This is a genomic window from Cupriavidus sp. 05N39 (genome assembly GCF_056397325.1).
The window spans coordinates 1-374 of sequence record NZ_JBFTNE010000395.1; the positions used below are offsets into that span (position 1 = coordinate 1).

Consider the following 374-nt stretch of genomic DNA (forward strand, 5'->3'; position numbering starts at 1 on the left):
GCCTTGAGGATCGCCCCACGCCAGCGACGCGGGCGGTACGGGGCCAGCGGGGTGAGCGCGATGGTGTGCGAGCCCAGCGGCAGGATCGGGCCGTGCGCGGAATAGTTGTAGGCGGTGCTGCCGGCCGGGGTGGCCACCAGCACGCCATCGCCGATCAGCTCGGCCACCCGCTCCTGGCCATTGAGGTCCACGCCGATGTGCGCGGCCTGGCGGGTCTGGCGCAGCAGCGACACATCGTTGTACGCCAGCGACCCGGTGGTGGTGCCCGATTCGGTCAGCGCCAGCATCTCCAGCGGGCGCAGATTGGCCGGCTCGGCCGCCGCCAGGCGTGCCGGCAGGTCGTCATCACGGAACTGGTTCATCAGGAAACCCAC

General features: G+C 71.1%; 1 protein-coding gene. It reads right to left on the reverse strand.

Annotated elements, in window-relative coordinates:
• On the reverse strand, positions 1–362 hold a 362-nt coding region (locus tag AC1DN0_RS41870; RefSeq protein ID WP_477146725.1), incomplete at its 3' end, for a diacylglycerol kinase catalytic domain-containing protein.
• Between the last annotated feature and the right edge of the window lie 12 nt (positions 363–374).